The 24,715-nt window shown below is 57.4% G+C and carries 21 protein-coding genes and 1 other RNA gene; 7 read left to right on the top strand and 15 right to left on the bottom strand.

Annotated elements, in window-relative coordinates; all coding sequences use genetic code 11:
• A partial coding sequence (gene lpp / locus NUX24_RS03315; protein WP_128568790.1) for a murein lipoprotein Lpp occupies positions 1-160 on the top strand: 160 nt, incomplete at its 5' end.
• Between the two features lie 60 nt (positions 161-220).
• Here the strand turns inward: lpp and NUX24_RS03310 are convergent.
• The 9 genes from NUX24_RS03310 to NUX24_RS03270 all read right to left on the bottom strand — a co-directional run bounded on the left by NUX24_RS03310 (position 221) and on the right by NUX24_RS03270 (position 9,299).
• Complete coding sequence (locus tag NUX24_RS03310; RefSeq protein ID WP_047651401.1) at positions 221-1,234, bottom strand: L,D-transpeptidase family protein; 1,014 nt, start codon at positions 1,232-1,234, stop codon at positions 221-223.
• Positions 1,235-1,331: 97 nt separating this feature from the next.
• Positions 1,332-1,748 carry a cysteine desulfuration protein SufE gene (sufE, locus tag NUX24_RS03305; protein ID WP_257829941.1) on the bottom strand — a complete coding sequence of 139 codons (417 nt, stop codon included), beginning with the start codon at positions 1,746-1,748 and terminating at the stop codon, positions 1,332-1,334.
• Between the two features lie 14 nt (positions 1,749-1,762).
• Positions 1,763-2,983 carry a cysteine desulfurase SufS gene (sufS, locus tag NUX24_RS03300; protein WP_047651400.1) on the bottom strand — a complete coding sequence of 407 codons (1,221 nt, stop codon included), beginning with the start codon at positions 2,981-2,983 and terminating at the stop codon, positions 1,763-1,765.
• Entirely contained in the window at positions 2,980-4,251 is a 1,272-nt protein-coding gene (gene sufD, locus NUX24_RS03295) for a Fe-S cluster assembly protein SufD (RefSeq protein WP_257829932.1), read from the bottom strand. Before sufD ends, sufS begins: the two co-directional genes overlap by 4 nt.
• On the bottom strand, positions 4,226-4,972 hold the full coding sequence (gene sufC, locus NUX24_RS03290) for a Fe-S cluster assembly ATPase SufC (protein WP_033145303.1): 747 nt from the start codon (positions 4,970-4,972) through the stop codon (positions 4,226-4,228). Before sufC ends, sufD begins: the two co-directional genes overlap by 26 nt.
• 9 nt (positions 4,973-4,981) lie before the next feature.
• Positions 4,982-6,472, bottom strand: coding sequence for a Fe-S cluster assembly protein SufB (gene sufB / locus NUX24_RS03285; protein WP_047651397.1), 1,491 nt, complete (start codon positions 6,470-6,472; stop codon positions 4,982-4,984).
• 8 nt (positions 6,473-6,480) lie between these two features.
• Positions 6,481-6,849, bottom strand: a complete 369-nt coding sequence (gene sufA / locus NUX24_RS03280; RefSeq protein ID WP_257829923.1) for a Fe-S cluster assembly scaffold SufA — start codon at positions 6,847-6,849, stop codon at positions 6,481-6,483.
• Between the two features lie 312 nt (positions 6,850-7,161).
• Positions 7,162-7,890: a MerR family transcriptional regulator gene (locus NUX24_RS03275; RefSeq protein WP_047651396.1), complete on the bottom strand. Its 729-nt coding sequence runs from the start codon at positions 7,888-7,890 to the stop codon at positions 7,162-7,164.
• A 188-nt stretch (positions 7,891-8,078) separates the two neighbouring features.
• On the bottom strand, positions 8,079-9,299 hold the full coding sequence (locus tag NUX24_RS03270; RefSeq protein WP_257829900.1) for a diguanylate phosphodiesterase: 1,221 nt from the start codon (positions 9,297-9,299) through the stop codon (positions 8,079-8,081).
• Between the two features lie 338 nt (positions 9,300-9,637).
• On the opposite strand from NUX24_RS03270, the gene ycgZ reads away from it, so the two are divergent.
• The 4 genes from ycgZ to fdhF all read left to right on the top strand — a co-directional run bounded on the left by ycgZ (position 9,638) and on the right by fdhF (position 12,852).
• Complete coding sequence (ycgZ, locus tag NUX24_RS03265; RefSeq protein WP_023311324.1) at positions 9,638-9,877, top strand: regulatory protein YcgZ; 240 nt, start codon at positions 9,638-9,640, stop codon at positions 9,875-9,877.
• Positions 9,878-9,881: 4 nt separating this feature from the next.
• Entirely contained in the window at positions 9,882-10,202 is a 321-nt protein-coding gene (locus NUX24_RS03260; RefSeq protein ID WP_047651394.1) for a hypothetical protein, read from the top strand.
• A 29-nt stretch (positions 10,203-10,231) separates the two neighbouring features.
• Positions 10,232-10,510 (top strand): biofilm development regulator YmgB/AriR family protein, encoded by a 279-nt coding sequence (locus NUX24_RS03255; protein WP_023617825.1) that lies wholly within the window; start codon positions 10,232-10,234, stop codon positions 10,508-10,510.
• Between the two features lie 191 nt (positions 10,511-10,701).
• A complete protein-coding gene (fdhF, locus tag NUX24_RS03250) occupies positions 10,702-12,852 on the top strand; it encodes a formate dehydrogenase subunit alpha (protein WP_047651393.1) in 2,151 nt (716 codons plus the stop codon).
• Positions 12,853-12,940: 88 nt separating this feature from the next.
• On the opposite strand, the gene NUX24_RS03245 is transcribed toward fdhF, so the two are convergent.
• The 3 genes from NUX24_RS03245 to NUX24_RS03235 all read right to left on the bottom strand — a co-directional run bounded on the left by NUX24_RS03245 (position 12,941) and on the right by NUX24_RS03235 (position 16,684).
• A complete protein-coding gene (locus tag NUX24_RS03245; RefSeq protein WP_003857766.1) occupies positions 12,941-13,135 on the bottom strand; it encodes a YdiH family protein in 195 nt (64 codons plus the stop codon).
• Between the two features lie 85 nt (positions 13,136-13,220).
• On the bottom strand, positions 13,221-13,631 hold the full coding sequence (menI, locus tag NUX24_RS03240) for a 1,4-dihydroxy-2-naphthoyl-CoA hydrolase (protein ID WP_126328330.1): 411 nt from the start codon (positions 13,629-13,631) through the stop codon (positions 13,221-13,223).
• Positions 13,628-16,684 (bottom strand): FAD-binding and (Fe-S)-binding domain-containing protein, encoded by a 3,057-nt coding sequence (locus NUX24_RS03235; RefSeq protein WP_257829869.1) that lies wholly within the window; start codon positions 16,682-16,684, stop codon positions 13,628-13,630. The genes menI and NUX24_RS03235 overlap by 4 nt, the downstream gene beginning before the upstream one ends.
• A gap of 198 nt (positions 16,685-16,882) precedes the next feature.
• Between NUX24_RS03235 and ydiK the strand changes: the two genes are divergently transcribed.
• Both ydiK and rprA read left to right on the top strand, forming a co-directional pair.
• Positions 16,883-17,998: an AI-2E family transporter YdiK gene (gene ydiK, locus NUX24_RS03230; protein WP_033145295.1), complete on the top strand. Its 1,116-nt coding sequence runs from the start codon at positions 16,883-16,885 to the stop codon at positions 17,996-17,998.
• Between the two features lie 209 nt (positions 17,999-18,207).
• Positions 18,208-18,315: antisense sRNA RprA (gene rprA / locus NUX24_RS03225), an RNA gene on the top strand.
• A 5-nt stretch (positions 18,316-18,320) separates the two neighbouring features.
• Here the strand turns inward: rprA and NUX24_RS03220 are convergent.
• From NUX24_RS03220 to ppsA, 3 genes are all read right to left on the bottom strand, one after another.
• Entirely contained in the window at positions 18,321-20,696 is a 2,376-nt protein-coding gene (locus NUX24_RS03220; protein ID WP_257829864.1) for a glycoside hydrolase family 3 N-terminal domain-containing protein, read from the bottom strand.
• A 3-nt stretch (positions 20,697-20,699) separates the two neighbouring features.
• Positions 20,700-22,100, bottom strand: a complete 1,401-nt coding sequence (locus NUX24_RS03215; RefSeq protein ID WP_126328327.1) for an MFS transporter — start codon at positions 22,098-22,100, stop codon at positions 20,700-20,702.
• Between the two features lie 233 nt (positions 22,101-22,333).
• On the bottom strand, positions 22,334-24,712 hold the full coding sequence (gene ppsA, locus NUX24_RS03210) for a phosphoenolpyruvate synthase (protein WP_257829862.1): 2,379 nt from the start codon (positions 24,710-24,712) through the stop codon (positions 22,334-22,336).
• Positions 24,713-24,715 lie beyond the last annotated feature (3 nt).

Below are 24,715 nucleotides of genomic sequence, written 5' to 3'. Positions count from 1 at the left end.
AATCGATCAGCTGTCTTCTGACGTTCAGACTCTGAACGCTAAAGTTGACCAGCTGAGCAACGACGTGAACGCAATGCGTTCCGACGTTCAGGCTGCTAAAGACGACGCAGCTCGCGCTAACCAGCGTTTGGACAACCAGGCTACTAAATACCGTAAGTAATAGTACCTGTTAATAAAATGGCGCACATTGTGCGCCATTTTTTTTGCCTGCGTCAAACGGCTACTGCGTCACCTTCTCCCCTTCATCTTCCGCTACCGCAGCGGACACCCGACTGTTCTGCACGGACAGCACGTTATTGCTGGCCGACGGGCCGCTACCTGACGACACGATAACCGGGATCCCGGCGCGACGTGACAGGGCTTTCTCAATTAGCGCCTTATCGCTTCCCGCCTGAGAAACAAAGGTCGCAAAGTCTGCGGAATGGGAAATAGGCGAGACCTGCGGATTTTCTCCCTCAACCTGGGCCAGCGGGCGATGGACTTCAATATAGCGTTTACCATCCGGCTCCACGGAGAACTTCACGGGTTCATTGATAATCTGTACCCGCGTGCCAACCCGCACCTGTTCGAACAGGGCCTTAATGTCCGGGGCGTTCATCCGCATACAGCCGGAGCTGACCCGCAGGCCAACGCTGTCCGGCGCGCTGGTACCGTGGATAAGATATTCCCCATTGCCCACGCCCAGACGCAGTGCGAAGCGTCCCAGCGGGTTATTTGGCCCGGCAGGCACCACCGGAGGTAATTTAATTCCCTGTTCCAGAGAGCGTGCTCTGATGCCCGGCGTGGGTGTCCAGGTGGGATTCGGGATTTTCTGACTTACGCGCGTGGTCGTGACCGGTGTTTCCAGCCCCAGCTGTCCGATGCCGAGCGGGAAGACCTGAACGATATTTTCTCCAGGCGGGAAGTAGTAGAGCCGCAGCTCAGCGAGGTTCACCACAATCCCCTCGCGCGGCGTGTCCGGCAGCAGCATCTGCGACGGGATGGTAATGACGGTTCCCGGCGCCGGGTTGACCGGCGCTATGGTATTGTTCGTTTCCAGGATCACCTGCGCCGCGGTATTAAACCGGCGGGCGATGGTCTGCAGCTTATTATCCCCTTCCTGTATCGTGTAGGTTTGATTTTGCCCAATCAGGCGACTGCCTGCGGGCGGCAACGGATAGTCCATCGCGCGGGCCGAATTAAGTGCGCCGAGCGAACTGAGGAGTAATAGAGTTATGAGAGACGCGCGCTTCATGCTGAGATTCCTTATTCACTGGCAGGACGCCAGAAAGCTGAAAAACCAGCGAGGCGGGAACCACCTCGCGAAACAGAATGAATGCTGTTCAGTAAGTCTAGCTAAGGATTGCAGCTTTGGCGCGAATCGCGCGAATCATCGCTTCCAGTCCCTGGGAGCGTGACGGGGTGAGGTGTTGGGTCAGGGCCATTTTTTCAAACCACGGGCGGACGTCAAACGCGACAATATCCTGCGCCGACATCCGGTGGTAAAGAATAAAGACGACCGCAATAAGCCCTTTTACAATGGCCGCATCGCTGTCGCCGTGCAGTGCTATCGTGCCGTCGTCAGACTGTTCCATCACAATCCACACCTGGCTCTGACAGCCCTGAATACTGTTTTCCGGGTTATGCGCCTCTTCACCGAGCGGCGGCAGACGCTGCCCCAGCTCGATGATATAAAGGTACTTCTCTTCCCAGTTTACGCAACGCCCAAAGTTGCGCAGCAATTTGTCTCTGTCCGGCAGCTCTGCCATCTTTTGCCTCTCCGTTAGCCCAGCAGCTGGTGAATGCGCTTAAGCCCCGCCACCAGCCTGTCGACTTCTTCCGTTGTGTTGTACATCACCAGCGACGCGCGGCACATTGCCGGCACCTGGTAAAACGCCATCAGCGGCATGGCGCAGTGGTGCCCGGTACGCACCGCCACGCCGTAGTTATCGAGGAAACTGCCCACGTCATAGGCGTGATGTTTCCCGAGATTAAACGCGATCACTCCTTGCCGGTCGGCAGGCCCGTAAAGGGTCAGATCCGGCACGCTGGCAAGCTCGGCAAGCGCATAGTGCATCAGCAGCTGTTCGTACTCCTGAATGCTATCAAGGCCGATCGCGGAGACGTAGGAAACCGCCGCCCCCAGCCCGATAATCCCGCCGGTGTTGGGCGTACCCGCCTCAAAACGCCACGGTGCGCGCGCGTAGGTGGTGCCTTTCGTCAGGCTGACGGTGGCGATCATCGACCCGCCCCCTTCCCACGGCGGCATCGCCTGCAGGATGTCTTCTTTCACGTACAGCACGCCAATCCCGGTCGGCCCGTAGAGCTTGTGGCCGGAAAAGACGTAGAAATCACAGTCCAGCGCCTGAACGTCAACCGCGTGGTGCATCACCGCCTGGGCACCGTCAATCAGCACCTTCGCGCCGGCCTGGTGGGCTTTTTCGATAATCTCTGCCACCGGGTTTTCAGTCCCGAGCACGTTAGAGACCTGGGTGACCGCCACCAGCCGCGTGCGGTCATCCAGCAGTGCGTCGAGCTGCTCGAGCTGCAGCGTCCCGTCAACGTTGAGCGGAATGACCCGCAATTGCGCGCCAACGCGCTCGCAGAGCATCTGCCACGGCACGATATTGGCATGGTGCTCCATCTGGGTGATGATGATGTTATCCCCCGCGTGGACCTGCGCGTTGCCCCAGCTGTTAGCGACAAGGTTGATCCCTTCGGTGGTTCCGCGCACGAAGACCAGCTCTTCTGGCGATTTCGCATTGAGGAAGGCGGCAATCTGCGTGCGCACGTTTTCCATACGCTGGGTCGCCTCGGCGCTCAGGGTATGGATACCGCGATGCACGGCGGCGTAGCCGTGGCGATAAAACTCGGCTTCCGCATCCACTACTTGGTTCGGCTTCTGCGCGCTCGCCGCGCTGTCCAGATAGGCCAGCGGAAGACCATTCACTTCACGGGTCAGAACCGGAAAATCTGCCCGTACTTTCTCGACGGGAAAACTCATGCTTCGCCTCCAGGCAGACGCTGACCGATACGCGCCAGCACCTGCTGTTTCAACTGACCATCGTTCAGCGCTTCCGTCAATTCGGCGGCAAACGCATAGATAATCATTTTCTGCGCCGCCTGCTGGTCGATACCGCGGGAACGCAGGTAGAACATCTGCTCGTCGTCGATGCGCCCAACCGTCGCACCGTGGCTGCACTTCACGTCGTCGGCGTAGATCTCCAGCTGCGGTTTGGTGTCCACTTCCGCCAGGCGACCTAACAGCAGATTGTTGTTGGTCATCTGCCCGTCGGTTTTAATGGCGTGCTTCGCCACGTTAATCAGTCCGTTAAATACCGCGCGCCCTTTATCACTCACGATAGTTTTGTGCAGCTGGCGGCTGTTGCAGTAGCCTTTGTTGTGCTCAAGCCAGGTGCGCGTGTCGCACACCTCAGATTTAACCGGCATCGCCAGGCTGTTGATGCGCAGCGTGGTGTTTTCACCGTTAAGCTGCGTGCTGGTATTGTGGCGCAATACCGACCCGCCGAGCAGGAAGCTGTGGCTGTACGCCGCGGCATCCTGACCCAGCACAATGTCGTTATGGGCAAAGTGGTGGCTCTGCGCATTTTCAAACGCCAGCTTGACGTGGTGAAGCTGAGCATTGGCGGCAACGTTCATCGTCAGACGCGATCCGGTAAAGTGCCGGACATCGTTGAGGCTGACGTAATGTTCGATTACCGTGGCCTCCGCTCCCTCCGCCAGCTCAAGATGGTGGCGATAGTGCGCGGTGTTGATTTCGTCGCCGTCCAGACCCTGAGTGATGTGCATCAGCAGCAGCGGTTTTGCCGGACGCTGGTTACGCTTGACGCGGATGTGCGTCACGCTGCGGGCCAGGCTCTCGGTCAGGTGGAGGAAAACCTCAGGCTGAACCGGGGCGCTCAGGGGCTGGCGATCGTCGTTTATCTCAATCTCAAATCCGCTCCCCTGAAGGGCGTCGCTCAGCTCCGGACGGAACTCACCGTCGACAAACACCAGGCGCGCGGCATCCACGTTTACGGCCAGCGCGTCACGCTGCGCCGGGGTGAGATCCGCCAGACGGGTCACAAACTCGGCGTTCAGCAGGCCATCAAGCGGGGTGTATTTCCAGTTCTCATGCTTACGCGTCGGCAGGCCGAGACGCAGCATCTGCTGCAGATGCTGCTGCGCCTGCTCAGAGCGCGTGCCGCCCTGGGCTTCAAACAGCCGGTGCCACTGCTGGAGCGCATTACTGCTGTTCGGTAAGCCAGCCATAGCCCTGCTCCTCCAGTTGTTTAACCAGCGTGAAATCTCCGGATTTCACAATACGCCCCTGGTAAAGCACGTGGACATAATCCGGCTTGATGTAGTCCAGAATGCGCTGGTAGTGGGTGACGATAATGAACGAACGCTTGCCGTCGCGCAGGGAGTTCACCCCGTCAGCGACAATCTTCAGGGCGTCGATATCCAGACCGGAGTCGGTCTCATCCAGAATGCACAGTTCGGGCTCCAGCACGGCCATCTGCAGAATGTCGTTACGCTTTTTCTCGCCGCCGGAAAAACCGACGTTCACCGAGCGGGTGAGCAAATCTTCCGGCATTTTCAGCAGCTTGATTTTCTCTTCCATTAAATCCTGGAAGTCAAAGCGGTCCAGCGCCTCCAGGCCGCGATACTTGCGCACCGCATTCAGCGCCGTCTGCAGGAAGAACTGATTGCTGACGCCAGGAATTTCGACCGGGTACTGGAAGGCCATGAAGATGCCCTCGCCCGCGCGGTCTTCCGGCGACATCTCCAGCAGATCTTTACCGTTGAACTCCACCGAGCCGTGGGTTACCTCATAATCTTCGCGCCCCGCCAGCGTCGCAGAAAGCGTACTTTTCCCGGAGCCGTTCGGCCCCATGATGGCGTGAACTTCGCCCGGCCTGACGTCAAAATTGAGGCCACGCAGGATGGCTTTGTCTTCTACGCTGACCTGTAAATCTTTAATGCTTAACATGTGCTTTCCTTAACCGACGCTGTGTTCAAGACTAATGGCGAGGAGTTTCTGGGCTTCAACGGCAAATTCCAGCGGCAGTTCAGAGAACACGTCCTTACAGAAGCCGTTAACGATCATCGAGATGGCGTCTTCTTCACTGATCCCGCGCTGCAGGCAGTAGAAGAGCTGATCTTCCCCAATCCGCGACGTCGTCGCCTCGTGCTCAAGCTGGGCCGTATTATTACGGCACTCAACGTACGGGAAGGTATGCGCCCCGCAGTCTGCGCCAATCAGCATCGAGTCACACTGGGTAAAGTTTCGCGCATTGGTGGCCGTCGGCATGATTTTCACCAGCCCGCGATAGCTGTTCTGGCTGTGCCCGGCGGAGATCCCTTTCGAGATGATGGTCGACCTGGTGTTTTTACCAATGTGGATCATCTTGGTGCCGGTATCGGCCTGCTGATGGCCGCTGGTCAGCGCCACGGAGTAAAACTCACCGATAGAGTTATCCCCGCGCAGGATGCAGCTCGGGTATTTCCAGGTGATGGCAGAGCCGGTTTCAGACTGGGTCCACGACATCTTGCTGTTTTCACCTTCGCACAGCGCGCGCTTGGTGACGAAGTTCAGGATACCGCCGGTATTGCCGTCGCCGGGGAACCAGTTTTGCACCGTGGAGTATTTCACCTCGGCGTCTTTATGGATGATGACCTCCACCACCGCCGCGTGCAGCTGGTAGCTGTCGCGAACAGGGGCGGAGCACCCTTCGATGTAGCTGACGTAGCTGCCTTCATCCGCGACCAGAATCGTGCGTTCGAACTGGCCGGTTTTTTCGGCGTTGATACGGAAATACGTCGACAGCTCCATCGGACAGCGCACGCCTTTCGGCACATAGATAAAGGTGCCGTCAGAGGCTACCGCCGCGTTGAGCGCCGCAAAGAAGTTGTCGTTAGAGGGCACCACGGTCCCAATGTACTTTTTGACCAGTTCCGGATGATCGTGAATCGCTTCACCGAAGGAGCAGAAAATGATCCCCTGCTCCGCCAGCTTCTCGCGGTAGGTGGTCGCCACCGAGACGGAGTCGAAAATGGCGTCTACCGCCACCTCTTTCCCTTCGCGAACGGGCACGCCAAGCTGGTTAAAGGCTTCTTCCACCTCTTTGCTGAGGAAGCTGTTTTCAGCGCCAGTTTGCTGCACCGCGCCGGGCTGCGAGGCGCAGGTGTCGTCACAGCTGCCGCAGGAAGGCGCAGAGTAGTAGCTGTAATCCTGATAGTTCAGCTTGTCATAATGCGCTTTCAGCCAGTGCGGCTCTTCCATCTCCAGCCAGGCGCGGAAGGCGCTCAGGCGAAACTCCAGCATCCACTCGGGCTCGTTACGTTTGGCCGAGATCGCCCGCACGACATCTTCGTTAATGCCTTTCGCCAGCTCATCGGTCTGCAGCTGGGTGAAGAACCCCTCTTTATAGTTGAGGTGTCCACCGCCCCAGGTATTTACTTCACTCGTTGCTTCAGTATTACGAGACATAGCACCGCCTATACCCCAAAGCTTTCGCCACAGCCGCATTCGTTCTGGGCTTTCGGGTTATGAAATTTGAATAACTGGTTTAAGCCTTCGCGGACGTAGTCCACTTCGGTGCCGTCGATAAAGGGCATAGCCTGCAGCGCAACGTACAGCTTCGCGCCGTCAGTCTCGAACACCAGGTCATCTTTCTCGGGTTCGGTGACGGTGTCGATCACGTAGCCGAAGCCCGCGCAGCCGGTCTGTTTGACACCCAGGCGCACGCCGAGGATCTCGGGTTTTTTCGCCACCAGCTCGTGAATATGTGCCGCCGCCGCTGGCGTGAGCGTTAAGCCGCGCCAGGCGAAATCGGCAGGATTAAAGGTTTCTGAATGCAGTTCCATAGGTCCACCTCATCTGATAAGCCATCAGGGCATAACACCATGTTAGTGATAACGATTATCACTTCAACCCTCTGTCAGCAGGGGCATTCGGCTAAAGCGCCCTTTTTGCCTGGTTTTATTAAGCATAGACCCTGTGAGAGGATGCAGTCAGGATGGATGTATTTGTTCAATGCATTGATTAATAATGCATTTTGTGGCGGCATTCATAACGAAGAGGAGAAAAGTAAAATATGCATCGGAAATGCCTATTTTTGAGATAGATTTTCTTCAGAAAATGACAAAAACAAAAAAGGCCCTCAAGGCCTCTTACGATCAGTGATGAAATGAGACAGCAAATCCCTGTTCACGCCAGTGGTCGAGCTGTTCCTGCTGGCGAGGCGTTGGTGATTTCCCCGTCCAGACGAAGATTTTTTGCCCGGGAAACAGTTCAGGACGCGGCGAATCGATGGGTTCCGCCAGGACGTCAATGTGCCAGCCCTTCTGCGCCAGGCGCGCAGCCTCCAGCCACAGGTGGGTGCGGTCATCGCATTCCCAGCCAATCAGCAGCGCGTCTTTACCGGTTTTTTTGCGGGACTCCGCCAGGCTTGCAATCGCAAATTCAATCAGAACGCCGTCAAACAGGCTCGCCATGTGACGCACGGTGTTTTGATCCTGATTCATGCGCTGACGGACGGGAGAAATAATATTGTCAATCAGCGCATCTATCGCGTGATCGCGGCGGAATTCGCCCATTTTGGCGCGCAGCTTTGCCGGGCTGGCGTAACGCAGAACGGTCATCATCTCTTCCTGGAACGAAACCCAGTTGCCCTGCGTCAATACTTCTTTGTTTTCCAGCAAGGCTTTGACTTTTCCGACCGAAACGCCGCTTTTCATCAGGCGCTTGATCTCTTCGATACGCAGGATATCTTCATCGTCAAACTGACGATGACCCCCTTCGCTGCGCTGCGGCTTCAACAATCCATAACGGCGCTGCCAGGCACGCAGCGTAACGGGGTTGATACCGCATCGTTCGGCCACTTCGCCGATACTGTAATAGGCCATTAACTCCCTCACGCTCAGAACTTCCATACCTAACTGCACCAACCTTATCAGATTGTACACACCATTTGTATAACTAAGACCGCATTTTGAACGGGTGAACGGGGTTCTTTCCCATCCACCTGTAAATACATTGTTGTATAAAATTTGCCGTTCGTACAGTTAACTCTGCCGGATTGTGTACAGCTTTATCAAAAGTCGGACTTTTTCTCCGGCCACGCAATCGGGGGAATACCGCCGTGTCGCGGGCTGGCAAAAAGATGTCCCTGGAACTGGGAAATCCCGGCGGATTCCAGCCACATCCACTCTTCAGCCTTCTCTACTCCTACCGCGCAGAACTGGATCTCAAGCGAGGCACAGCATTTGATGATTGCCTGAATAATGGCCTGTCGGGGGCCACTTTTGTGCACGTTCGCGACCAGATCGCGATTAATCTTAATTCTGTCCGGCTGGAACTGAGCCAGCAGCTGTAGCCCGGCAAAACCGGCGCCAAAGTGATCGATCGTCACGCTGATACCCGCGCTTTTTAACTGCCTGACCGAGTCCGTAAAGTCATCAAAGCGGGAAATGGCTTCGCTTTCGGTGAACTCCACCACAATTTGCTCGGGGACAAACCCATTGGCTTCAATCGCGGTGAGCAGGAAATCCACGGCGTTGGGGATGTTAACCAGCGTCATGGGCAGCAGGTTAAGGGATAACGTCTGCTCCTGTAGCCCCAGCGCGCTGGCCATTGAGAGCGCCACCTGCTTGCTGTGTAAATCAGAGGCATACACCTCGTCACGCGGCAGATTGGCAAAGTAATCTCCCGGTGCGCCGCCGTCAGGCGTGCGGAGAAGCGCCTCCCAGGAGACGACCTGCTGCATAAACGGATCGACTATCGGCTGGAACGCGAAGCTGCAATCCGCCCCTTTCGCAACCACCTCGGGCTGCGCGGACAGACGCGTCTCTTCGCGCACGAATTCCCAGGAATCCGCTGGGGGCAGTTCAAAATAGTTCGCTTTTTCCGTAGCCTCGACAAAGGTGCGGAAGAACTGCAGCGGGCGATCGTTATACGTCAGCTGATAACGTGTCGTCCCCCTGTTGAGCACCTGCTGCAGCACTTCGTCCCTGTCGAAGTGGCGCAAATCAAAAAGCTCCATGCCCGCGTTGCCAAAACGCCGGACAGGTCCGTGATCGCGCATCAGCTCTACCACATTATGGTGGCGCGGGTCGTTGCAGATCTGCTCATAGATGGCAGAAACATCTTCCACTGGCCCTTCAAGTAGCTGAAAAAAATGTGTGCCGTTAAACAGCAGGATCCCCGTGATATTGGATTGCCGGTTTTTACTATTTGCAGCAGCGACCATTGCTTCCAGCGCTTTCACTGGAACGTCCTCGCAGATATGACTGCGGTAAATGATGGTTGTGAGCATGCTATTCCTGGGGGTTAGGGTTTTGGCCACAAAAAAGGTGGATAAGGATCATTTATAGCACATTAATTGCCTGACAAATAATTTACATCTCAACCATTTACGGCATTTGATGATGCTTTTTTCCAGGCTGTACAACTTATCAGCGCCCGAGCTTTTTGTACAATATATCCTGTAACATTACCGGTCCACAACAACCCCACAACCAAATGAAAATAAAGAACTTTATAAAAAATATCATAAAAATATTAAAAATCTGTACATTTTGAGTGTACAGATTTAGAAATTATGTATACCTTAATTGTAACGTTAGTGATTACAAAATTTTACAGGAGCGAAACATGCAGCAGAAAGGTTACGTCGCAGATTCCGCAGCAGCAATCGCACAGTACTTCGAAAAAGCCGTGCTTCCTACCCAGCAGGAGACGCTGGGCCAGGTCGTTGTTGAAATTCTCAGCGACGGGCGAAATCTGAATCGCAAATCGCTCTGTACCAAACTGCTCAGCCGCCTCGAAAAGGCCGATGGCCCGGAAGAGGAAGAGCATTACCACAAGCTGCTTGGTCTGCTCTTCGAACGGTAAGGATATGAAGAGCAGTAACGCAGACAAACTGATCGACACGCTTATCGGTGAAGCCGTTCTCTCTCTTTTGAAAGAGCGGGGGCCAGTGACAACCGAAGGATTGCTGCAGCGTCTGCGGGTCATGGAAGAACATGAAAAGGATCCCCGGCGGCGGGAGACACTTGCGGTGGTGATTGCCGAGATCGGTTCAAACAGCACCGCTTTTACACGTCGCAGAACCGCGCAAGGACGAACGAAAAGAGAGGGACCTCTCAACGATAAGAAAGACAATGTAGTGCCGTTATTTGGAAGTGGAAAACCGTCCGACCCCAAAAAAATACATTGACTGCAATTTAACAGCTACGGTGAGAACAAATGAGACAAAATATTCAGCTTCAACCCGAGTACCACTCTGCTTTTTTAGACAGTGCGCTGTCGGAATATTTCCGTCATGCAGGCGATCGTTTTGCTGAAGAGTCCGCTGTTTTTTCTACTGCAGTACGCTGTGTTCTGGCCTCTGAAGGCCATCTGTCCAACAAAGCGATCATCCTCTGGCTCATTCAGACGCTGGAAGCGACTAACGACGTTGTCCAGGCGGACGTGATTCGCAAGACGCTGGAAATTGTCGTGGGCTACACCATGGACGACCTGTAATTTCACGGCCCCTCATCCAGCTCTCGTGTCATCGTCAAAACTGACGAATGTTCTGACGATGACACGCGCCCTCCCCGCTTAACACCCTGTAAAACCAGCAAAGCCAATCTGGCACGGTTCCTGCTTACCTCCCTTTACGGGACTGGGTTTTCCAGTCAACTTTGCTTCATTTCTTAACAGGTCTGTTATTGATGAAAAAGATCGCCAGCGTCTGCCCGTACTGCGGTGCAGGCTGTAAATTAAACCTTGTCGTAGAAAATAACCGTATCATCCGTGCCGAAGCGGCAGAGGGCGTCACAAACCAGGGCACCCTGTGTCTGAAAGGCTTTTACGGCTGGGACTTCCTCAACGATACCCGTCTGCTCACCCCGCGCCTGACCCAGCCGATGATCCGCTACCACAAAGGCGAGGCATTCACTCCCGTTACCTGGGAAGAGGCTATCCGCTACACCGCGCATAAGCTCAGCAGCATTAAAGCGCAGCACGGGCCGCGGTCGATCATGACCACCGGATCCTCTCGCGGAACCGGGAATGAAACAAACTATGTGATGCAAAAATTTGCCCGCGCGGTGCTGAACACCAACAACGTTGACTGCTGCGCGCGAGTCTGTCACGGCCCTTCCGTGGCTGGTTTACAGGAAACGCTCGGCAACGGCGCGATGAGCAACTCAATCAACGATATTGAAAACTCAAAATGCCTGCTGGTGTTCGGCTATAACTGCGCGGACTCCCACCCTATCGTCGCCCGGCGCGTGCTGAAAGCGCGGGAAAACGGCGCAAAAATTATCGTCTGCGATCCGCGGCGCATTGAAACGGCGCGCATCGCCGACCAGCATCTGCAGCTGAAAAACGGCAGCAACATGGCGCTGGTAAACGCCTTTGGCTACGTGCTGCTGGAAGAGGAGCTCTACGACAAAAGCTACGTGGCGCGCTTTACCGAGGGGCTTGAGGCCTATCGCCAGACGGTGAAAGACTATGCGCCGGAGAAGGTTGAGCATCTTACCGGCATTCCCGCCCGCGACGTTCGCCAGGCGATGCGCACCTTCGCGGCGGCCCCTTCCGCCACCGTGATGTGGGGGATGGGCGTAACCCAGTTTGGTCAGGCCGTGGATGTGGTCAAAGGGCTTTCCAGCCTGGCGCTGCTGACCGGCAACCTCGGTCGCCCTGCCGTCGGCGTCGGGCCGGTGCGCGGACAAAACAACGTTCAGGGCGCCTGCGATATGGGCGTTCTGCCGAATATGTTCCCCGGCTATCAGGATGTGACCGATCCGGCGGTCAGGCAGAAGTTTGCCGACGCCTGGGGAATTGACGTCAATAAAATGGACGATCGGGTCGGAACGCGCATTACCGAGGTGCCCCATCTGGCGCTGGAAGGCAAGGTCAAGGCCTACTACATCATGGGGGAAGATCCGCTTCAGACCGAAGCCGATCTCGGTCTCGTTCGCAGCGGTTTTGAGGCGCTCGATTTTGTGGTGGTTCAGGACATCTTTATGACCAAAACGGCAGAAGTGGCGGACGTACTTCTCCCGGCCACCTCCTGGGGTGAACACGGCGGCGTCTTTACCTGTGCCGATCGCGGGTTCCAGCGTTTTGGTAAAGCCATTGAGGCCAGCGGCAACGTGAAGCGCGACTGGGCGATCATCAGCCTGCTCGCCACCGAGATGGGCTACCCGATGCACTATGACTCCAACCAGCAGATCTGGGATGAGATGCGCGAGCTGTGCCCTCTCTTCTACGGCGTGACGTATGAAAAAATGGGCGAGATGGGCCACGTGCAGTGGCCGTGTCCGACGCTGGATCATCCGGGAACGCCGTACCTGTACAAAGACAATCAGTTCGACACCCCAACCGGTAAAGGGCAGCTCTTTGCCGCACCGTGGCGCGCGCCGGCGGAAACGCCGGACGCGGATTTCCCGCTGGTGCTGTGCACGGTGCGTGAAGTGGGACACTACTCCTGCCGCTCGATGACCGGGAACTGCGCCGCGCTGCAAAGCCTGGCCGATGAGCCGGGCCGGGTGCAATTGAACCCTGCCGATGCGGACAAACTGGGCATTACCGACGGCCAACTGGTCTGGGTGCGTTCGCGTCGCGGCAAAGTGATTACCCGTGCCAGCATTAGCGAGCGTATCAACACCGGGGCAGTCTATATGACCTATCAATGGTGGATTGGCGCCTGCAACGAGCTGACCCAGGATAATCTCGATCCCATCTCCAAAACGCCGGAAACGAAATACTGCGCGGTTCAGCTGGAGGCGATTGAGGACCAGCGCTGGGCGGAGGATTTTGCGGCGTCTGCATATCAGTCCATGAAGTCGCGGCTGATTAGCGCCGTCAATGTCTGAGGAAAATATCGGGTGGCGTCACCGCCGCCCGATACTGAATTTCAGACACAAAAAAGGCCGCACTCGCGGCCCTTTTATTCTCATGTACTCAATGGACGTGAACGCCCAACCGCCAGGCAAAGTAGATCTCTTCTTTCAGTTCATTCGAAGAGAGCGCCAGCAAATCTGTAAATTCCAGCTCAAGCTGTTTCAGCTTTTTCAGGTACTGCGCCGGAGACAGGTTGCTCTTATCGCGACGTAAATATTCAATTGCCAGCTGTGTTGGGGTTATTTCAGTATCCATGATGTCCTCGCTTATGTACAAAACCTGACCAGTATATCACAACGGACTGGCTAGTTTTTGACCAAAGGCAAAACATCTGAAAACTTTACACAACCGCCGTGGTCAGCCGCGACGAGCAGCACAGGCGATCCTGCTCATCGAGAATCTCTATCTGCCACACCTGATGGCGGCTTCCGGCGTGCAGCGCGCGGCAAACGCCGCGCACGCGCCCGCTGCGCACCGAGCGAATGTGGTTAGCATTCACCTCAAGTCCGACAACCTTCTGCTCCCCTTCAGTGCAGAGATAGCCAGCCACCGAGCCCAGCGTTTCAGCCAGCACGACGGAGGCCCCGCCGTGCAACAGGCCAAACGGCTGGTGGGTGCGACTATCGACGGGCATGGTGGCCTCAATTTCATCGTCGCCAATGCGGATGAACTGGATATCCAGCAGCCCCACCATATTCCCCTCGCCCATGGCGTTCAGCGCCTGCAGCGTCACGGCACGTTTCCAGATCATCCAATTATCTCCAGTAAAGCCTGCAATGGGTGACGCACACCGTTACCTTCTACCCGTTTTACCTGGCTGCGGCAGGAGTAGCCCGTCGCCAGACAGCGGTTTCGCGGCAAACGCTGCATCGCCTGATGCCAGGACAGCTCATAGATGCCGAGCGAGCTGGCGTGGTTTTTCACTTCGTGTCCGTAGGTTCCGGCCATCCCGCAGCAGCCTACGTTGACGCTCTCCAGCTTCGCACCGAAGCGGGCAAAGACAGAAGCCCACTGCGCGGGGGCACCCGGCAGCGCGGTCACTTCCGTGCAGTGGCCGAACAGATACCACGGTTCACCGCTGACATCCTGAACGGCCTTATCGGCCAGCGCCAACGGAAGCCACTCGTGCACCAGCATGACGTTGAAATCGCCGCGCTTATCGCCCAGCGTCTGCCTGTATTCATCGCGATAGCAAAGCACCAGCGCCGGATCGACGCCGACCATCGGTATCCCGAGCTGCGCCACGCGGTTTAAGAAGTCAGACGTTTTCTGCGCGGTCTTCGCAAATCGCTTCAGGAAACCTTTAATGTGCTGCGCCTTGCCGTTGGGAGAGAACGGCAGAACCACCGGCTGGTAACCCACCTTCTCCGCCAGACGGACGAAATCGGCCACAACCTGCGCATCGTAGTAGCTGGTGAACGGATCCTGCACCACCAGCACCACACTGGCTTTTTGCTCCGGAGCGAGCGCCTCCAGCTGTTCCAGGGTCATGTTCGCCGAACGGTGGCCGACGAGCTGGCGCTGCAGAGACGGGACCGACAGCAGCGGGAGATCGACCATGCCGATGTGTTTTTCGGAGAGCTTACGCACCAGCGGCTGGTTGATAAAGAAGTTGAAGGTCTTTGGCGCCCGCGCCATCAGCGGCGCGTAGCTTTCCACCGTCGCGACCAGATGGTCGCGCACCGGGCGGAGGTATCGGGTGTGGTAAAGCTGCAGGAAACGCGAGCGGAATTCCGGCACGTCGATTTTAATCGGGCACTGGGTGGAGCAGGCTTTACAGGCCAGGCAGCCGGACATCGCCTCTTTAACCTCATGGGAAAAATCATACTCGCCCTTGTTGGCATGCCAGCTGTTGCGGGTGCGCTCAATCAGCGAGCGCAGGCTGGCCCGTTTTTCCGGCAGCTCCTGCTCCAGCTTGAGCGGATCCACCCCGCGGTCGGCCAGCAGGCGCAGCCACTCGCGCACCAGCGTCGCCCGCCCTTTCGGCGAATGGATGCGGTTGCTGGTGATTTTCATCGACGGGCACATCGGGCTTTTCACGTCAAAGTTAAAGCACAGGCCGTTACCGTTACACTCCATCGCGCCGCGCCAGGACGAGCGCACCGCAATCGGGATCTGTCTGTCGTACGTGCCGCGCTTGACGGCATCCACCTGCAGCATCGGGGCATCAACACCCTCAGGCGGGCAGATTTTTCCCGGGTTGAGGCGGTTATGCGGGTCAAACGCCGCCTTCACCTTGCGCAGCTCCGCGTAGAGCTGTTCGCCGAAGAATGCCGGGCTGTACTCCGCGCGGAACCCTTTCCCATGCTCCCCCCACAGCAGACCGCCGTATTTGGCGGTTAAGGCCACCACATCGTCGGAGATCTGCTTCATCAGGATCTCCTGCTGCGGGTCGCACATGTCCAGCGCCGGACGCACGTGCAGCACCCCGGCGTCGACGTGGCCGAACATGCCATAGCTCAGGCCGTGGCTGTCCAGCAGGGCGCGAAACTCAACGATATAATCCGCCAGATGCTCGGGCGGCACGCAGGTATCTTCGGCAAAGGGAATGGGCTTCGCCGCCCCTTTCGCATTGCCGAGCAGACCCACGGCTTTTTTACGCATCGCATAGATACGCTCGATCCCGGCCAGATCGTTACAGAGCTGCCAGCCGATGACGCCGCCTTCACCCTGCGCAATCAGCTCATCCAGACGCTGGCAGAGCGTGGTGACCTGCCGTTCGATCAGCTCCGCGTCGTCGCCGGCAAATTCCACGATATTGAGACCGAGCATCTCTTTATCCGGCACGTCGGTAATGAGGTCGCTTACGGAGTGCCAGACAATATCTTCCCGGGCAAGATTGAGCACCTTAGAGTCGACGGTCTCCACCGACAGCGCCTGCGCTTGCACCATAAACGGCGCATTGCGCAGCGCGGAGTCGAAGGAGTCATATTTGACGTTCACCAGACGGCGCACTTTCGGCAAGCGGGTGATATCCAGCCGCGCTTCGGTAATAAACGCCAGCGTCCCTTCGGAGCCGGTGAGCACGCGGGTTAAATCAAACTGGGTCAGGTCATCGTTGAAGACGTGTCGCAGGTCGTACCCGGTCAGGAAGCGGTTCAGTTTAGGGAATTTATCGAGAATAAGCTGGCGGTTGTCGCGGCAGCGTTCCAGCACGGTACGATAGATGCGCCCGCTGGCGGTGTTGTCTTTGCCCAGCGTTTCCGCCAGTTCAACCGGCATCGGCTGGGTATCGAGGATATCGCCGCCCAGCAGCACCGCACGCACGCCCAGCACGTGATCGGAGGTTTTACCGTAGACCAGCGAACCCTGGCCGGAGGCATCCGTGTTAATCATCCCGCCAAGGGTCGCGCGGTTGCTGGTGGAAAGCTCAGGGGCAAAAAAGTAGCCGTACGGCTTGAGATACTGATTAAGCTGATCTTTGATGACGCCCGCTTCGACCCGCACCCACCCCTCTTCCGGGTTGATCTCAATGATGCGGTTCATATAGCGCGACATATCAACAATGATGCCCTGGTTCAGCGCCTGACCGTTGGTCCCGGTGCCGCCGCCGCGCGGCGTAAAGACCAGCGAGGCAAACCGCTCCTGCGTGGTCAGCCGGGCGATAAGCGCGACGTCGGCCGTTGAACGGGGGAAAACCACGGCATCGGGAAGAAGCTGGTAGATACTGTTATCGGTCGCCATCGTCAGCCTGTCGGCATAATTCGTGGCGGTATCACCTGTAAAACCCTGTTGCTCCAGTGCCTGCAAAAAATTAAGCACCAGCTGAACGACGCCAGGTGCCTGAGAAATCTGTGGGATCATTACTGTCGACCCTAATTAGAGTTGTGGGAATCGTTTGCGTGTATCTTAAAAGTTTTATCACATTTTTTTCTTATAATCTCTGCTGAATTACAGGCAGAATTCGCCTGTTAAAAACCGCTGAGATCATTAATGATTAAAGAGACGCGGTTTTCCGTTCCCGCCAGTCGTACTGGCGTTCTTTTAAGGAAAGTTTCATTTATGGTCAATCTTCGCCAGCCCAGGGATGTTGCGCAAATTTTGCTGTCGGTGCTGTTCCTGGCCCTCATGATTATTGCGTGTCTGTGGATTGTTCAGCCCTTTATTCTCGGCTTTGCGTGGGCTGCGACCGTTGTCGTTGCCACGTGGCCTTTGCTGCTGCGCCTGCAGAAGCTGCTGTTCGGCCGTCGCGGGCTCGCCGTGCTGGTCATGACGCTCCTGCTGTTCCTGCTGTTTATTATTCCGATTGCCCTGCTGGTGAATAGCCTGGTGGATTCCAGTGGCCCGGTTATTCGCGCCATTAGCAGCGGCGACCTGACGCTGCCGGATCTCGCCTGGCTGAACAGCATTCCGCTGGTGGGCGCCAAGCTCTACAGCGGCTGGCATAGCCTGCTGGAGATGGGCGGCAGCGCGCTGATGGCAAAAGTCCGCCCGTACATTGGCACCACCACCACCTGGTTTGTCGGTCAGGCGGCGCATATCGGCCGCTTTATGATGCACTGTACCCTGATGCTGCTCTTCAGCGCCCTGCTCTACTGGCGCGGCGAGCAGGTCGCGTTAGGCGTTCGTCACTTTGCCACCCGCCTGGCGGGCAAACGCGGTGACGCGGCGGTACTGCTGGCCGCACAGGCCGTGCGCGCGGTTGCGCTGGGCGTGGTGGTCACCGCGCTGGTGCAGGCGGTGCTCGGGGGGATTGGTCTGGCGATTTCCGGCGTACCGTATGCCACCGTATTCACCGTTGTTATGCTGATGACCTGTCTTGCGCAACTGGGACCGCTGCTGGTTCTGGTTCCCAGCATTATCTGGCTCTACTGGACGGGCGATACCACGTGGGGAACGGTGCTGCTGGTCTGGAGCTGCGTGGTCGGCACCATGGATAACGTCATTCGTCCGATCCTCATCCGCATGGGTGCGGACCTGCCGCTGATCCTGATCCTTTCCGGGGTCATTGGCGGATTGATTGCCTTTGGCATGATTGGCCTGTTTATTGGCCCGGTGCTGCTCGCCGTCACCTGGCGTCTGTTCTCTGCCTGGGTGCATGAAATTCCGCCGCCGGGAACTGACCCGGACGTGATTTTGAGCGAACTGGAAGAGCTGGAAGAGAAGAACACGCATTAAGGTTTGCTGCCGGGTGGCGTTAACGCTCACCCGGCCTACACTCTCCCGCATGATACTTAAACGCTGCTAAAGTATTTATTCGTTGCTCACTGGTCAGACCCGCCTTTTCAGCAGTAAGTCTGCTCATAACCTCAAGAATTCTTTACGCCTCTTTAACTATTGAGACGAATCCGATCGACGCTAAAAGCGGACATGCCTACTATTAGCACACGGTTATAAATCAACACCTTGATTTATAAGCATGGAAATCCCCTGAGTGAAACAACGAATTGCTGTGTGTAGTCTTTGCCCATCTCCCACGATGGGCTTTTTTTTATCCTGACTACGCGCGTTGAACCTCACAGGTACTGAGCATCCGCCACTCAGCAGGCAGCACCCGCGTTTCCCCTGTCGCATTGACCGTCACCGCCTCGCGGATATCCGCCGACGATGCGCCAACCTGCAGCTCAAATTCGCCCGGCTCAACGATGCGTTTTCCGTCGCGACGGGTGAAGTTGAACATCTCAACCGGCAGCGTAAAGGTGAGCGTGGCGGTTTCTCCCGGCGAGAGCGTGACGCGCTGGAAGGCCTTCAGCTCCTGAAGCGGCCGCACCTGGGTGGCGACCTTATCCCTGACGTAAACCTGCACCACCTCGCTGCCGCTGCGCTCTCCGGTATTGGTGATATCCACACTGAGTACCACCTCGCCGTCGACCGGCACGCTGCTTTCGGCGACGCGGACAGCACCCCAGCTAAACGTCGTCCAGCCGAGGCCGAAGCCAAACGGGTAACGTGAACCGAAATGGAAGGCAAACGGCGTACCGCCGCTTTTGAGCTTGTGATTGTAGTAATACGGCATCGCACCGGCGCTTTTCGGCACGCTCACCACCAGACGGCCCTGCGGCTCCGCCCGCCCGGTTAACACGTCCGCAATCGCCCAGCCCCCTTCCTGCCCCGGTGCCCAGGCCATCATCAGCGCCGCGACCTTATCCTCCAGCCCCTGCAGGTTGTATGGACGCCCCCCGGTCATCACGACAATCACCGGTTTACCGGTGGCGACCAGCGCTTCCAGCAGCTGTTGCTGCACGCCCGGCAGGTTCAGGGAGTCGGTATCGGAACCTTCTCCCACGGTACCGCTCTGGAACAGCCCGGCGAGATCGCCCACGCAGGCGACCACCACGTCACTCTCCTGCGCAGCGTTCACGGCCTCGGGGATCGGGGCGGTACTTTGCGATACGGGCGACTGCTGCATCGGTTTGCCGCCGCTGTCGCCCGGGAAGACCGGCGCGCCCGCCATCCGTTTTTCGATGATGTGGCACCCTTTGGCATAGCGCACGTTCGAGGCACCGAGATACTGCTCCAGCGCCGCGCGCGGGGTCGTGACCTGCGAGGTCTCTTCCACCATATCGCTGATGATCAAATGCACCGGGAAGCTGTAGCCGCTCAGTAACGCCAGCGGATCGTCTACCGTCGGCCCCACTACCGCCACCCGGGGTTTGCCGCCGAGCGGTAAAATCCCGTTGTTTTCCAGCAGCGTGATCGATTTTGTCGCCACCTCCCGCGCGGCCTGGCGGGTCATATCATTTTGCAGATCGATACCGTTTTCATCCGCGTACGGCTTTTCAAACAGGCCAAGGCGGAATTTTTCCGTCAGCGTACGCGCCACGATCTCATCGACCTTCGCCATAGAGATCAGCCCGCGCTCTACCGCTTCCGCCAGATGCCGCGCGCAGTCGTCTTTCGGCAGCTCAACGTCCAGCCCGGCGTTGAACGCCAGCGAGGCAGATTCGGCCGCGTCGTGGGAAATCCCGTGGTGCTGGTGCAGCAGGCTGACGCCGCCGTAGTCCGCGACAATAATCCCGTCGAACCCCCACTGCTCGCGCAGGACGGTGGTCAGCAGGAAGCTGTCGCTGTGCCCCGGCTGGTTATCAATATCGTGGTACGCAGGCATAACCGAACCGGCGTTTGCCAGCTTGACCGCCATTTCGAACGGCAGCAGGAAGGTGTCGTTCAGCTCGCTGAACCCGAGGTGCACCGGCGCATGGTTGCGCGCCCCCTCGCTGAACGAATGACCCACGTAATGTTTCAGGGTTGCCAGCAGGTCGCGCTTTTCGCCCTGTAAGCCCTTCACGTAGGCGGTTGCCATTACGCCCACCAGCCAGGGATCTTCCCCGAAGGTCTCTTCGGTTCGACCCCAGCGCACGTCGCGGGACACGTCCAGCACGGGTGCCAGCCCCTGCTGGCAGCCGACGGAGCGCGCCTCTTTGCCAATCTGCTCTGCCGCCCGCAGCACCAGCTCCGGATCCCAGGTCGAGCCGTAGTTCAATGACGACGGGAACAGCGTGGCGTCTTTGCACAGCAGCCCCACCAGACACTCTTCATGAAACAGCGCCGGAATGCCAAGACGCGTCTCTTCCATCATCATGCGCTGCAGGCGATTCGCCGCGCGCACGCCGGTTTTCGCATCAACGATGTGGGTGCCCAGCGGACGGGTGATCTGTCCGACGCCCAGCTTGAGCCGTTCGCTGAGCGCAGCCTGCTCGCTCACGCCGGCGAATTCGTCGCTGAGGTCGCTGCGCTCGCGGTGGTTACCGTTTTCATCGAGGATCAGCCAGTACGCGTGCATCTGGGCGAACTTCTCTTCCGGGGTCATACGCGCCAGTAAATCGGCGACGCGCTCGTGCACGGGACGTCCCGCGTCCTTATAGATAGCTGTCATGTTTTACTCCTGTAGTGCGGAAGGGGTTGCCGGGCTGAGCTGCCCCGCTTCGGGTCTGACTTCACGCTTGCTGGCCAACTCCCGGGCGATAGAATCCACCAGCCGGCTGTTTAGCTTGTAGATGGCAAGCAGCGCGACCATGCAGAGGAACAGCGCGCAAGGGATAAGGGTGAACAGCGCGTTGATGGTCGAGAGAACGCCTGGCGCCTGGGTTGCCTGGCCGGGGGCGTAATCCACCATGCCAAGCACCCAGCCGACGACCGCCCCGCCCAGCGCCAGGCCAAACTTGATGGCAAACAGCGCGGTGGAGAAAACCAGCCCGTCCAGACGACGGCCGCTGCGGTGCTCTTCGTAGTCGACCACATCCGAGAACATGGTCCACTGCAGCGGCGTGGTGAGGTTTTGAATAAAGCTAAAGACGATGTTAAGGCCAAAGATTAGCCACACCTGTGAAGGCGGCAGGAAGAAAATCAGCGCGCCGAAGATAACGAAGGAGATAATCGTCCACTGGTAGGCGCGCACGCGGTCAAATTTCCCCAGCAGCCGTTCAGATAATAATGCGCCGCTTAAGGAGGCCACCATGCCGGAAACAATAAAGGCAAAAACCAGATCCGGGCGCAGCAGCACATAGTTCACGTAATACATGGTGGCGGAACCGCGCGTCACCACCGCCGTTAACAGCAAAATATTAAACAGGAACACAATACGCCACTGGCTGTTGCCGGCCAGCAGTTTTAAATCGGTGAGCATGGAGCCGGAGGTATCATTGCGCGGAGAATAACGCTCGCGGGTCATCAGGAAACAGCAGAAGAACAGCACAATGCCCAGCAGCCCCATCAGGCTCATGGCATAGAAATAGCCTTTCTGCACGTTGCCCTGGCCTAACAGTGAGACCAGCGGCAGGGCAATAACCGTCACGATCAGCCCGCCGATAAACGACAGGCCAAAGCGCCACGACTGCAGAGAATGACGCTCGCGCGGATCCAGCGTCAGCGCGCCGGGCATGGCGCAGTAAGGCACGTTAATCGCGGAGTAAATCAGGCTTAAAATCGCGTAGGTCACGCAGGCATAAACGATTTTTCCCGTCGGCCCAACGTCCGGAACATAGAAGGTAATCAGGCAGCTCACCCCGAACGGAATGGCAAACCACAGCAGCCAGGGACGGAAACGACCGTGGCGCGTCCGGGTGCGGTCAACCAGTGCGCCAATGCACGGATCGACAAACGCATCGACCACGCGCACCACTAAAAACATGGTGCCCATAATCGCGGCGGGCAATCCAAAAACGTCGGTATAGAAATAAGCGAGAAATAACGTTGCCGTTTGCCAGACCAGCGCGCTGGCCATATCGCCTAAGCCATAACCTATTTTATCTTTGGTACGCAATACAGAGGAGAGTGTCATTGTTATTTGCCTTTTTATCAGGTTAAAACGTATTTCAACCAGTTGCGCATCATCGGTAGGGAAATGCGCAGTAAGGCTCAAGTATTAGCAACGCTTTGCGCGCTAACAATTGTCTAAATTGACAGACAAATTATGATATTTGGTTTTTTACTTTATTTGTGATGGGGAGCAAATAAGAAATGAAATAAAAAAGGCGAGGAATAATATCCTCGCCTTTTCGGGTCAGCGTGGCGTTACTTGTTCAGTTCCGCCAGGCTCAGCCAGGTTTGCACCACGGTGTCCGGGTTCAGGGACAGGCTATCGATCCCCTCTTCCATCAGCCATGCGGCAAAGTCTTCATGGTCGGATGGACCCTGACCGCAGATCCCAACGTATTTACCCTGCTTCTTCGCCGCGCGGATGGACATAGAGAGCAGCGCTTTCACCGCCTCGTTGCGCTCGTCGAACAGTTCGGAGACCACGCCGGAGTCGCGGTCCAGACCCAGCGTCAGCTGCGTCATGTCGTTCGAGCCGATAGAGAAGCCGTCGAAGTGCTCAAGGAACTGCTCGGCCAGCAGGGCGTTGGACGGGATTTCGCACATCATGATGATCTTCAGCCCGTTCTCGCCGCGCTTCAGACCCTGACGCGCCAGCTCGCCCACCACCGCTTTCGCCTGATCCACGGTACGCACGAACGGGATCATGATTTCGACGTTGGTCAGCCCCATGTCGTTGCGCACGCGTTTCACCGCCTCACACTCCAGCGCGAAGCAGTCGCGGAAGCTGTCGGACACGTAGCGTCCGGCCCCGCGGAAGCCCAGCATCGGGTTCTCTTCTTCCGGCTCGTAGCGCTCGCCGCCGACCAGGTTGGCGTACTCGTTAGACTTAAAGTCAGACAGACGCACGATCACGCGTTTCGGATAGAAGGCAGCGCCCAGCGTCGCGATCCCTTCGGTCAGACGGCCGACGTAGAACTCTCTTGGTGAGTCGTAGCCTTTCATCATCTCGCGGATTTCGTTCTGCAGCTTCGGATCCTGGTCGTCAAACTCCAGCAGCGCGCGCGGGTGAACGCCAATCATACGGTTGATGATAAATTCCAGACGTGCCAGGCCAACGCCTTCGTTCGGCAGGCAGGCGAAGTCAAACGCGCGGTCCGGGTTGCCGACGTTCATCATGATCTTCAGCGGCAGGTCCGGCATGGTATCCACGCTTGAGCTCTTCACGCTGAAGTCGAGGATATCGGCGTAGACGTAGCCGGTATCGCCTTCGGCACAGGAGACGGTCACGTTCTGCCCGTCCTTCATGCGCTCGGTGGCGTCACCGCAGCCGACAACCGCGGGAATGCCCAGCTCGCGGGCGATGATCGCCGCGTGGCAGGTACGACCGCCGCGGTTGGTGACGATAGCCGCCGCTTTCTTCATGATCGGTTCCCAGTCCGGGTCGGTCATGTCGGTTACCAGCACATCGCCTGGCTCAATACGGTTCATCTCGCTGATGTCGTGGATCACTTTAACCGGACCGGCACCGATGCGGTGACCGATGGCGCGGCCTTCCGCCACGATTTTACCCTGCGCGTGCAGCGTATAACGCTCCATCACCTGACCGCGCGAGCGGACGGTTTCCGGACGCGCCTGTACGATAAACAGCTTGCCGGTGTTACCGTCTTTCGCCCATTCGATGTCCATCGGACGGCCGTAGTGTTTTTCAATCTGCACCGCCTGCTTCGCCAGCTCCTGCACTTCGGCGTCGGTCAGGGAGAAGCGGTCGCGCTGCTCCTGCGGTACATCTTCAATTTTAACCTGCTTGCCATGCTCCTGGGTCGGGGCATAGATCATGCGGATTTTTTTCGAGCCCATGGTGCGGCGCACCACCGCCGGACGGCCAGCGGCCAGCGTAGGCTTGTGGACGTAGAATTCGTCAGGGTTAACCGCGCCCTGCACAACCATCTCACCCAGACCCCACGCGGAGGTGATAAACACCACCTGGTCGAAGCCGGATTCGGTATCAATGGAGAACATCACGCCGGATGAGCCCACGTCCGAGCGCACCATGCGCTGCACGCCAGCGGAGAGCGCCACGCCGCGATGGTCGTAGCCCTGGTGAACGCGATAGGAGATCGCACGGTCGTTGAACAGGGAAGCAAACACGTGCTTCACCGCCACCAGCACCGCATCGTAACCCTGGACGTTCAGGAAGGTTTCCTGCTGCCCGGCAAACGAGGCGTCCGGCATATCTTCCGCAGTCGCAGAGGAACGTACGGCAAAGGAGGCCTGCGCGTCGTCAGCGGAAAGCTGGTTGTACGCGTCGTGAATGGCTTTTTCCAGTTCCGGCTGGAAAGGTGTGTCGATGATCCACTGGCGGATCTGCGCCCCGGCCTTGGCAAGCTCGGTGACGTCATCAATATCCGTTTTATCCAGCAGGTCGTAAATGCGCTGGTTTACACCGCTCTGGTCTAAAAACAGGTTAAAGGCATCGGCGGTGGTGGCAAACCCGTTCGGTACGGAGACACCCATACCCGACAGATTTGTAATCATTTCACCCAGGGAGGCATTTTTGCCCCCAACTCTGTCTACATCATTCATGCCGAGTTGGTTATACCAAAGCACCAGCGGTGACGAGCCATTGTTGGACATCGA

This window comes from Enterobacter sp. HG048 (assembly GCF_024702055.1).
GTDB lineage: Bacteria > Pseudomonadota > Gammaproteobacteria > Enterobacterales > Enterobacteriaceae > Enterobacter > Enterobacter dykesii.
Note: the sequence above shows the minus strand (reverse complement) of the source record. Positions and strands in the feature narration are given on the sequence as shown.